The sequence below is a fragment of the Streptomyces sp. NPDC086023 genome (genome assembly GCF_044540325.1).
Lineage (GTDB): Bacteria > Actinomycetota > Actinomycetes > Streptomycetales > Streptomycetaceae > Streptomyces.
Window position 1 is genome coordinate 1 of record NZ_JBITRX010000012.1, and the last position, 9,034, is coordinate 9,034.

Below are 9,034 nucleotides of genomic sequence, written 5' to 3' on the forward strand. Positions count from 1 at the left end.
GGTTCAGGCCGAGGACCTCGCAGAGCCGCTTCACCTCGTAGGTGTCCCGGTGGTCGTCAACGAACTGGAAGCGGCTCCTCACCAGTTCGTCTCTCCGGCGAAATACTTGGCCGCCTTGCGGAGTATGTCCCGCTCGGTCGCAAGCTTCCGCTCACTCGTCTCGAGCTCGGCCACCCGGGCCTCCAGTTGCCTGATCCGCTCGTCCGGATCGGCGGACGCCGTCGCCTGCGTGGCTCGGGCGGCTGTCCCCCCGGCCCGGGCGGCGACCGAGCCGGCACCTCGGCGTTCCCGGTCCCGCAGCACCCACTCACGCAGGGTGGCCCGGTTGACGCCCAGGTCCGCGGCGATGCTCTTGTAGGTCGCCCCGGGTGTGGACTCGTACAAGGCCACAGCGTCAGCCTTGAACTCGTCCGAGTAGTCCTTCATCGCCATCGGCGGTGTCTCGCTTCCTCCGGATCAAGCAGATCCAGTATCAACGTGTCCACCACTCAGGGGGAGGCCCCTTCCCCGCCCCCAGTCGGTCCCGCTCAGACCGGCCCGTGTGATCACCGCTTGGGGCAGGCCCAGGCGCTGGATGGGTGAAGCGCCGCGCCGCCGTAGCCAGCGCTCCCGACGGGCGCACTCGTGTGGGCTGAGCGAGTTCCAGTCGTCATAACGGACCCCGCGGGGCCGATGGGGCCGGCCTCGTGTGAAGCCTGCTGTACGAAGCCGAACTCGGCGGGGGCATGGCGCAGGGCGATCAGGGCCCAGGCTGTTTCGTAGTCGAGTGTGGGCCCGTGCTGCCGCATGAGACGGTACGTACGCCAGTGACGCACAGGGGCGAGGAGCCGGCGCCTGGTCTTCAGGTTCACGTGGTCGGGCCTCCGGGGTCGGTCAGGCGGGTCGGCAGCCAGGAGGCCGCCGACTGTTGGAGTTCGGAGCTGCTGAGGGTGTGCAGGGCCTGAGTGAGAGCGCGCAGGAACACCTCGTGTTGCTGCGGTGTACGCATGTCGGTGAGCGGCCGGTCGACGAAGCGGCTGACCTCGCCGTGAACGACGTCATGGTCGGAGTCGCGCGGGGGCTTGAGGTCTTTCGTCTCCCTGGCCAGATGGGTGAGATCGCCGATGCGGTCAGGGTGCTGGTCGAGCCACCACACGAGGCGGAGATCGGGATCGGCGAGGAGACGCTGGAGGAAGACGAGCCGTTGGTGAGCATCCCGCTCTTCCAGCTCAGCCGTCTGCCGGCGCCGCAGGTGCTTTTCGGCCAGGGTCCTGTCGCCCTCAGCGACGGTGAGACAGGCGGCGCCGTACGAGAGCAGTCCGTCTTTGGGGTGAAGTGGCCGGCCTATGGCCAGATTCACGGCGTCCTGTGCCGCGGGGAGTTCGAGCACGGTGTAGCCGACGAGCGTACGACGGGCTCGTTCGCGCAGGTCGTGACGAGCGAGGCTCGCCTGTCGCGTTGCATCCGGCTGCTCGAGAACGTCCCCGGAGGGCACGCACCAGCCGGCCGTCGATGTGCTCGGTGAAGGAGACGCACGGGCTCGGATTACACAGGTACGGGAAGACCCGCTGGTGGCCAAGGGCGACTGGGGGATTTGCTGGAGGGCTCGGCGCGGCGGCAGCCACGTTTGCTGTCGCTCTTGAGTGGCTTGCCGCTACCGACCTCCCGCAGGACTCGGTTCTCCTGGCGGTCGTGACGCCTGCCGGACCCGCTGGGTGGCGGAACGAGATGCGCAGGACGTGGTGCCAGCGGCCCTTGCCGTCGCCGATGTTCGGTCCAGCTCGGCGATCGGTTGGTGCACCTCCCTCGACCGCCGGTGGCGGCCTTCACAGCGAGGGCGAATGGCGGCAGGCCGCTCATGGCGAGGTCGGGCACTGCGTTGCGCGCCCTCTCCCGACGGCCGCGCTCTCCGGCTAGACCATCCCGGCGGCCTCGAAGCACATGCCGCCTACACCCACAACGAAGATGTAGCGCCGCCAGTGCCCAGGACCACCTCCACGCCTTGAACCTCAGCGTCAGACAGCTGAGGAGCCCCGCCGAATCACGTGGAGCTCCTCAGGTGTACTCGACTCTATGGCCTTATCGACCAGCGGGTACCGATCTGAGATTTGACTAAATTACTTCGACTTCATGCCCGTACTGCTCCTTTATATTCGCGGCCATTTCATGGCCGGCGATGCGGGGGAGTTTTCGCTCCCACCAGCCACGGCCGCCTGTAACCTCGAACCCCTGAGCCAACAACCTCGCAAAGATCTCATCTGCTCGATGGATCTCTGATTTAAACCACGCGAGTTCGGGAGTCTCTTTGATTGCGGGGTCGTCGATTACGCGCTGCAGAAAACTGCGAATTGTCAGGTCGTCCCAGTACTCAAAGAGAGTTCCCTCGTACCCCTCTGCGCAATCGTCGACGAAGTCTGACCACTCTTCGACGGCTCGATGGGGGGTTAGTCCCGGGGATCGTCTGAGATCGCCAGCCAATTCCCTGAATCTCTCAAGGAACTGCATTTCGTATCTCCTTCTGAGCTTTACCGATACCGCATCGTGGTTCGGCGGAAATAGGAGAGACCATCCGCCGGTCGGAAGAATGTCGAGATACTCCCGCTGCTGTTCATGTATCCGTAGTACCCCGTGGCTGGATCGTAGCGATGCATGCCGCCACTCTCTGTGCGGACGGTGATTGCCGAGTCGGGGCCGTCGCCGCCCATGAGGTCGCGAGCGGCTTGCCTGTATGCCTTCCTGCCGCCTGGTCGATCGAACTCCGGCATGTCGGGTTCTACGGCACGCGGTTCGCGCTGCCTTCCCTTCTTGAGTCGCACGTCCACTCCCTTGACGTGCTTCGCGTAGTGAACTGCCGCAGACAGGTCAGAGTTGAAATCTGGGCAATTACTATTGTGGGCCAGAATCGGGGTCGTGCCCGCCAGCACATAGTACGTGTGCTACGCGAGCTCTCTCTACCTGCGTTTTCGCAGGTCAAGACCATATTCGGCGGTCCGTCGAGGTGCGGGTTCGGCCGGGGTTGTTCGTGGTTGTTGCCGTCATTACTGCCGTCAAGGGTCTTTACCCTCAGGCGGGGCTGAGGCCTCGCAGCGGCCCGGCCGCCCGTCCGGCAGTGCGGGGCGGGTTCGCCGCTCGGAGGGGGGGCCAGCTTTGCTCCCCGCCGGAGGCGCCGCGCCGGCAGCCGGCTTCTGCTCAGCCTGGTCACGGGCCGCTGCCTCGTTTGTGAGCCGGATCCGGCTGCGCCAGCGGCGAGCGGCTACTCCGCGCCGAGGATGCGCAGACCATGGTGGGCCCGGAAGTCCTCGTAGTCCTTGAGGTTGAGCGTGGCCAGCGGCAGGTCGTAGGTGAGGGCACAGGCCGCGATCCACATGTCGTTGATCGGGCGTGGGCGTCCGCGCTGGATGCCTGCGGCTGACAGGCGGCCCCAGGTTGCGGCGACGGCTTCGTCGCCGGGCAGGATCGGGATGCCGGAGAGCCAGTCGGCGAGTTCCTGGCGGCTGCGGGTGCCCCAGTGGCGGATCTCGGTCCACTTGGTCAGTTCACCGAAGGTCACGAAGGTGATCAGCGGCTTGCGGCCGATCAGCCTGGTGGCGAGCGAGCCGGTGAGCTTGCGCTTGTGGGACAGCGACGCGACGTCGGTGTCGAGGATGACGGGTTGCATGGCGGCGGCTCAGGCGACGTCGCGGTGGCGCTCGGCGTACGTGAAGGCCAGGAACTCCTCCAGTTCCTCGTCCGACTCGAAGGTGTCGGCGGCAAGGTCGTCCAGGGACCGGATCGGCTGGGTGTTCTTCACGGCCAGCAGTTCCTCGACCGAAACGCGGGGCCGAAGCGGTGGGTAGCCGGAGTACTCCGCGTCGGGTGTGCTCATCGGGACCTCCACGGGACGGGGTGTGGCTACCGAGGCCAGCATACGGGGGCTGCCCCGCGCTGACACCGGGCTTCACCCCACGGAGCCGATCTCCGAACGTGCGTGCGCCGGTCCTCGTAGGTGCTGGCGGGATCTTGGGCCGGTGGCCTGCCTGGGGTGGGTCGGGTATGGGCAGGGGGCCGTAGGCCGGGACGGCGAACGGGGCAGGCACTTGGTCTGCTGCATCAGCGCGTTCGTGGGCGGGATCGGCCGATGGTGGGGCGCTGGGAGCTTCGCTCCCCGCCGGAGGCGACGCTGGCTACCGTCCTCGGTGAGCCCGGTGACGGACGTGAAGGGTCGGCCTCCTGGTCGGCCCTGTGCCTGCGATCCGGCCGTAGGACGGTCGTCGGCGACAACTTGCTCCGCCAGGAGCCCGGTTCCGGTCATCCCGGCAATCTGGTCGGTTGCCGCTCTCGCAGTCCTGGACCGTTCCCTTGCCGGGGCGGCTGGCCTCCCGAGCGAACGGCGGGCTTGTCGGCGGCGGCGGTCAGCCAATGCGGGCGGGGCCCGCCTTGAACCTCGTACAGAAAATCTGGACGCAGGGCCCAGGTCACCCAGGTCTACCCGGAACGGGGTCAGTGGCCGGGCTCATCGTTGCCCGCTTCCAGAACTGCGACGCGGGCGCGGAGCTCGGCGAGCTGCTCGACCGCCTCGGCCAACGCCTGCTCCAGTGCCTCGACTCGGGCCGCCGTCCCACCTGCCGGGGCGGCCGCTTCCGGGTGATCGAGAGCATCCGCGTCGGCCTGGTCGTGGTGGGCGACGAAGGCGCCCTTGCCGGGCCGGGAGACCGCCCAGCCGTCCTGCTTCAGCAGGGTCATGGCCTTCTGCACGGTCAGGCTGGAGGCCCCGAACTCCCGCATCAACGCGGTCTGCGTCGGCAGCGCGTCGCCCGGCTTCAGTCGCCCGGAGTGGATCTGCTCCCGCAGGGTCTCGGCGATGACCTCGAACGTCAGCTGCACCCCGCCGCCCGCCTGCCTGCGCCCGCGCCGCGTCGTCATCACGCTCGCCACCCCGTCGCCTTCCGTGCCCACTATCAGGTATTTCCGGCCCGTCCAAACCGGGAAACCGGCCCCACACTACCCGCGTCCCGCCACCTACAGAAAGGAATGAGGAGGGATGCACTTGAATGCGCCCGTGGGGCGATGTTAACGTCACGCACCCGCCGGTGATCACCACCGCGCCCACGCCGCCCAGACCTCGCCGGTCCCGGCGTCCGCGCCCACCCACGAGGCGCCCGTTCCCCTGTGAGGTCGAACGCTTCGGCCTGCCCACGCACCCGCGTCGCCCCTCTCACCTTCCGCCTTCCGCCGAAAGGGCCATCCACCCATGCCCGCACAGCTCCAACTGCCGCCCACCTCGACACACGGCACCACCGACGCGTTCGCCCGTCGGCATTCGGCGCTGGAGCGCCGAGCCAGGCTCACCGCCAGGCTGGCGAAGCTCGCCGCCACCGGCCAACTCGCACCCCTCGCACGACAGATCAGCACGCTCGGCGGGTGCGCGCACCCGATCCGCCTCACCGGGCACCGCACCCGTCTGGACAGCGCGACCGGCGAGATCCTCGACCACTTCGAATCCGGCCGACTCCCGGCGGGCGAACTGCTGGTCCGCTGCGGCAACCGCCGAACCACCCGCTGCCCCGCCTGCTCCACCGTCTACCGCTACGACACCTACCAGCTCATCACCGCCGGACTACGCGGCGGCAAGACCGTCCCCACCAGCGTCGCCGCCCACCCCCGCGTCTTCGCCACCCTCACCGCACCCGGCTTCGGCCCGGTCCACAACCAACCCGACACCGGCCGCTGCCACTGCGGCCACACCCACCCCGACGACGACCCGCTCCTCGGCACCCCGCTCGATCCCGAGCACTACGACTACACCGGCGCGGTCCTGTGGAACGCCCACGCCCCGGCCCTGTGGGCACGCTTCACCACCCACCTGCGGCGGGAGATCGCCAAGGCCGCCGGCCTCACCCAGCGGACCCTGCGCCACCACGCCACCCTCTCCTACGCCAAGGTCGCCGAGTACCAGAAACGCGGCCAGATCCACTTCCACGCCGTCATCCGCCTCGACGGACCCACAGGCCCCACCAGCACACCACCCGACTGGGCCACCACCCAGCTCCTCGACCACGCCGTCCGCGCCGCCGCCACACGCACCCGCGTCCACCACAAGGGCCAACCGCCGAAGCAACCACAGCCCGCCGGGGACATCCCCGCGTCCCAGCCCCAAGGCTCAGATCGGGCAGGGCGGTTGGTGTTCCGGTTCGGGCGGCAAATAGATGTCCGGGCGATCCGCAGCACCGACTTCACCGGCGGCCCGGTCACCGACCGGCACGTCGCCGCCTACATCGCCAAGTACGCCACCAAGGGAGCCGAGACCACCACCGGCACCCTCGACCGCCGACTCCGCCTCCTCGCCGAACTCGCCACCCACGACATCACCGACCACGCCCGCCGCATGATCCACACCGCCTGGCACCTCGCCACCAAACGACGGCACGCCCACCTCCGCCTACGCCAATGGGCCCACATGCTCGGCTTCCGAGGCCACTTCTCCACCCGCACCCGCCACTACTCCACCACCCTCACCCACCTCCGAGTCGAACGCACCGCCTGGCGAACCGGCCGACCCGACACCCACACCCCAGCCCCGGCTGAGACGCAGGCCGGCCAGATAGACGACAGTCCGGTCAGTGACCGCGCCGGACACCCCACCGACCTGGCCCCCGGTCACCGACCCGGTCACGGTCATTCCACAGGTCACCATCCCGGTCACCGCGATATCGCCGCACGGCCCGACGGTTCGGACACGACGCTGGTCATCTCCCACTGGCAGTACGCCGGAACCGGCCTCCTGCCCGAACTCGAACACCTCGCCAACCTCCTGGCCGCACAACGGCAGACCCGACCCGAGCAACCGACCCGAACCCGACGCTCGAAGCACTCCGGCGACCGCGCCGGTCACCCGGTCAGTCACTCCACTGATCGGCTGACCAGTGCTGTCCGGCCGGGGGCCGTCGCGTGACCGCCAGCACGGAACTCCTCACCGTCCCCCAGGTCATGGAACGCCTCCAACTCGGCCGCACCGCCGTCTACGACCTCATCCGCACCCGCCAGCTCGCCTCCCTCACCCTCGGCCGCGCCCGCCGCATCCCCGCCCACGCCCTCACCGACTTCATCCGTACCCGCCTCGACCAGGAAGCCGCCGCCTGATGACCACGCCCCGAGACACCCCCGCCTCCCGCCGCACCCGCGCCAACGGCGACGGAACCGTCTACCAGCGCAAGGACAGCCGCTGGGAGGCCGCTGGATACGTCCTCGCCCCCGGTAACACTCGCAAGCGCGTCCGCGTCTATGGCAGCACCCGCAAGGAAGCGCTGGTCAAGCTCACCGAGAAGATCGCTGCCAGCAACCGCGGGCTCCCCGTCCCCTCCGCGCAGGGCAGCCTGGCTGCGTACCTGACGTACTGGCTGGAGAACGTCGCCGTCCACCAGCTCCGCGAGAACACCCACACCCGCTACACCGCCTGCGTCAACCGGTACCTCATCCCTGGCCTCGGCAAGAAGAAGCTCACCAAGCTCACCGCCAAGGACGTCCGCACCTGGCTCAACCAGCTCCGCACCACATGCCAGTGCTGTGCGCGAGGCATTGATGCGGGGCGTGATGAGCCCCGTTGCTGCGCCGTCGGATCGTGCTGCCGCAAGCTGCTCTCCCCGCTGACGCTCACCTACATCCACTCTGTGCTCAAGTCCGCCCTGGAGCACGCCGTGCGCGAGGAGGAAATCCCTCGCAACGTGGCCCGTAATGTCCGCACCGGCACCCCACGGCCCCGACGCTTCGAACCCCTCACCGCCGACGAAGCCCGCCAATTCCTCACAGCCGCGCGTGGACACCGGCTCCATGCCCTGTTCGAACTCGCACTCCACACCGGACTCCGCAAAGGCGAACTTCTCGGCCTCCGCTGGGAAGACCTCGACCTTGACCGTGGCACGGCTGTCGTCCGCCGCACCTTGCAGCGCACAAGCACGGGCGGACTCATCACGTTGCCCACCAAGACCCGGTCCTCCGAGCGCCGCATCGCCCTCCCTGCCCGCTGCCTCCAGTCGCTGAAGCACCACCATGAGGAGCAGCAGCGCGAACGGGATACCGCGGGCACCGCGTGGCGGCACAGCGGTTACGTGTTCACCACGCCGCAGGGCAGGCCGATCGACCCGACCAACCTCACCCGGACCTTCACCATGCTCCTCCGCAAGGCCGGCCTCCGGCGCATCCGATTTCATGACCTCCGCCATTCGACCGCGACGCTGCTCCTGGAGCAGGGAGTCGAACTCGTCGTGATCAAGGAACTCCTCGGCCACGCCCACATCGGCGTCACCGCCACCGTCTACGCCCACGTAAGGCTCCGCCTCCAGCGCGACGCCATCGACACCCTCAGCACCGCGCTTGACGGTCCTGCCAACGACGAGTCGACCCGCGACGACGGCGGCGACCCGCCGCTGTACGGAGCCACCGTCCACTGACGTTGCCGTCAACTACTGCCGTCACCCACCGCAGAAGCCCCGCCAGGACGTACCTGACGGGGCTTCAAGTTTGCTGCTGCTATCCAGCGCGAGGGTTGCGGGATCGAGCAGCGAGGCTACACCTCACCCTCCAACCAACGCTCGAATGGTGCGACCTCCGACAGTTCGGAATTGATCGCCTTCAACCCTCTGGCGAAGTCTTCGGCCAATTTCGAGAGCATCGCGACTAGCTCACTCTGTGCAATGCTCTCGCGCTCTGGGTTTGGAACCCAATTGGTCCGCGACTCGCAGTGAATCATCACGAGATCCCCGCTTGGGCGGAAAATCAAAGTCCTCTCGATGCCCTGCGAGTAGAGATCCACCTCGACTTCGCGACGGTCGCGCACACCCGCCAGAAGCGACGGGAGCTGCTCCAAGAAGGCAGACAAGTCATAGGCGACATCGAGCGGCCACTCATCACTCCCGAAGCCGCCAATGTGGAACCTGCTGCCTCCAGCATCAGAGAGGGCGCTACACGCCTCCATGACCAGGGTTTCGTAATCGTCACCCGGCTCCAGACCCGCTGAAGCAGGAGACACAGCACCTGACGGCACGGCCGGATTGAACGACACGGAGAAGCTCATCTCTCC

At 67.9% G+C, this 9,034-nt stretch carries 10 protein-coding genes; 3 read left to right on the plus strand and 7 right to left on the minus strand.

What is annotated here, in order from left to right; genetic code table 11:
• Window positions 1–78: 78 nt before the first annotated feature.
• The 6 genes from ACIF6F_RS23265 to ACIF6F_RS23290 form a co-directional block, all read right to left on the minus strand.
• Window positions 79–432 (minus strand): transposase, encoded by a 354-nt coding sequence (locus tag ACIF6F_RS23265; RefSeq protein WP_399949570.1) that lies wholly within the window; start codon window positions 430–432, stop codon window positions 79–81.
• Window positions 433–847: 415 nt separating this feature from the next.
• Window positions 848–1,369 (minus strand): hypothetical protein, encoded by a 522-nt coding sequence (locus tag ACIF6F_RS23270; RefSeq protein WP_399949572.1) that lies wholly within the window; start codon window positions 1,367–1,369, stop codon window positions 848–850.
• A gap of 722 nt (window positions 1,370–2,091) precedes the next feature.
• The gene (locus ACIF6F_RS23275; protein WP_399949573.1) at window positions 2,092–2,484 is read right to left on the minus strand and encodes a hypothetical protein; all 393 of its coding nucleotides are present in this window, start codon (window positions 2,482–2,484) and stop codon (window positions 2,092–2,094) included.
• Window positions 2,485–3,232: 748 nt separating this feature from the next.
• Entirely contained in the window at window positions 3,233–3,637 is a 405-nt protein-coding gene (locus tag ACIF6F_RS23280) for a type II toxin-antitoxin system VapC family toxin (RefSeq protein ID WP_399949575.1), read from the minus strand.
• Between the two features lie 9 nt (window positions 3,638–3,646).
• Window positions 3,647–3,844, minus strand: a complete 198-nt coding sequence (locus tag ACIF6F_RS23285; RefSeq protein ID WP_319168565.1) for a hypothetical protein — start codon at window positions 3,842–3,844, stop codon at window positions 3,647–3,649.
• 614 nt (window positions 3,845–4,458) lie between these two features.
• Complete coding sequence (locus tag ACIF6F_RS23290) at window positions 4,459–4,881, minus strand: winged helix-turn-helix domain-containing protein (protein WP_298555283.1); 423 nt, start codon at window positions 4,879–4,881, stop codon at window positions 4,459–4,461.
• A gap of 328 nt (window positions 4,882–5,209) precedes the next feature.
• Between ACIF6F_RS23290 and ACIF6F_RS23295 the strand changes: the two genes are divergently transcribed.
• Genes ACIF6F_RS23295 through ACIF6F_RS23305 form a run of 3 tightly spaced genes read left to right on the plus strand, consistent with a single transcriptional unit; the run spans window position 5,210 to window position 8,405 of the window.
• Window positions 5,210–6,910 (plus strand): replication initiator, encoded by a 1,701-nt coding sequence (locus ACIF6F_RS23295; RefSeq protein WP_399949578.1) that lies wholly within the window; start codon window positions 5,210–5,212, stop codon window positions 6,908–6,910.
• On the plus strand, window positions 6,907–7,098 hold the full coding sequence (locus ACIF6F_RS23300; RefSeq protein WP_399949580.1) for a helix-turn-helix domain-containing protein: 192 nt from the start codon (window positions 6,907–6,909) through the stop codon (window positions 7,096–7,098). The genes ACIF6F_RS23295 and ACIF6F_RS23300 overlap by 4 nt, the downstream gene beginning before the upstream one ends.
• Window positions 7,098–8,405 (plus strand): tyrosine-type recombinase/integrase, encoded by a 1,308-nt coding sequence (locus ACIF6F_RS23305; protein ID WP_399949582.1) that lies wholly within the window; start codon window positions 7,098–7,100, stop codon window positions 8,403–8,405. The genes ACIF6F_RS23300 and ACIF6F_RS23305 overlap by 1 nt, the downstream gene beginning before the upstream one ends.
• A gap of 116 nt (window positions 8,406–8,521) precedes the next feature.
• Here ACIF6F_RS23305 and ACIF6F_RS23310 read toward each other — a convergent pair whose 3' ends face one another.
• A complete protein-coding gene (locus ACIF6F_RS23310; protein ID WP_399949584.1) occupies window positions 8,522–9,028 on the minus strand; it encodes a hypothetical protein in 507 nt (168 codons plus the stop codon).
• Between the last annotated feature and the right edge of the window lie 6 nt (window positions 9,029–9,034).

What these genes read in the sequence shown, in the direction of transcription:
- ACIF6F_RS23265 (WP_399949570.1), bottom strand. Translation starts at nt 432, where the DNA reads ATGGCGATGAAGGACTACTCGGACGAGTTCAAGGCTGACGCTGTGGCC.
- ACIF6F_RS23275 (WP_399949573.1), bottom strand. Translation starts at nt 2,484, where the DNA reads ATGCAGTTCCTTGAGAGATTCAGGGAATTGGCTGGCGATCTCAGACGA.
- ACIF6F_RS23280 (WP_399949575.1), bottom strand. Translation starts at nt 3,637, where the DNA reads ATGCAACCCGTCATCCTCGACACCGACGTCGCGTCGCTGTCCCACAAG.
- ACIF6F_RS23285 (WP_319168565.1), bottom strand. Translation starts at nt 3,844, where the DNA reads ATGAGCACACCCGACGCGGAGTACTCCGGCTACCCACCGCTTCGGCCC.
- ACIF6F_RS23290 (WP_298555283.1), bottom strand. Translation starts at nt 4,881, where the DNA reads ATGACGACGCGGCGCGGGCGCAGGCAGGCGGGCGGCGGGGTGCAGCTG.
- ACIF6F_RS23295 (WP_399949578.1), top strand. Translation starts at nt 5,210, where the DNA reads ATGCCCGCACAGCTCCAACTGCCGCCCACCTCGACACACGGCACCACC.
- ACIF6F_RS23305 (WP_399949582.1), top strand. Translation starts at nt 7,098, where the DNA reads ATGACCACGCCCCGAGACACCCCCGCCTCCCGCCGCACCCGCGCCAAC.
- ACIF6F_RS23310 (WP_399949584.1), bottom strand. Translation starts at nt 9,028, where the DNA reads ATGAGCTTCTCCGTGTCGTTCAATCCGGCCGTGCCGTCAGGTGCTGTG.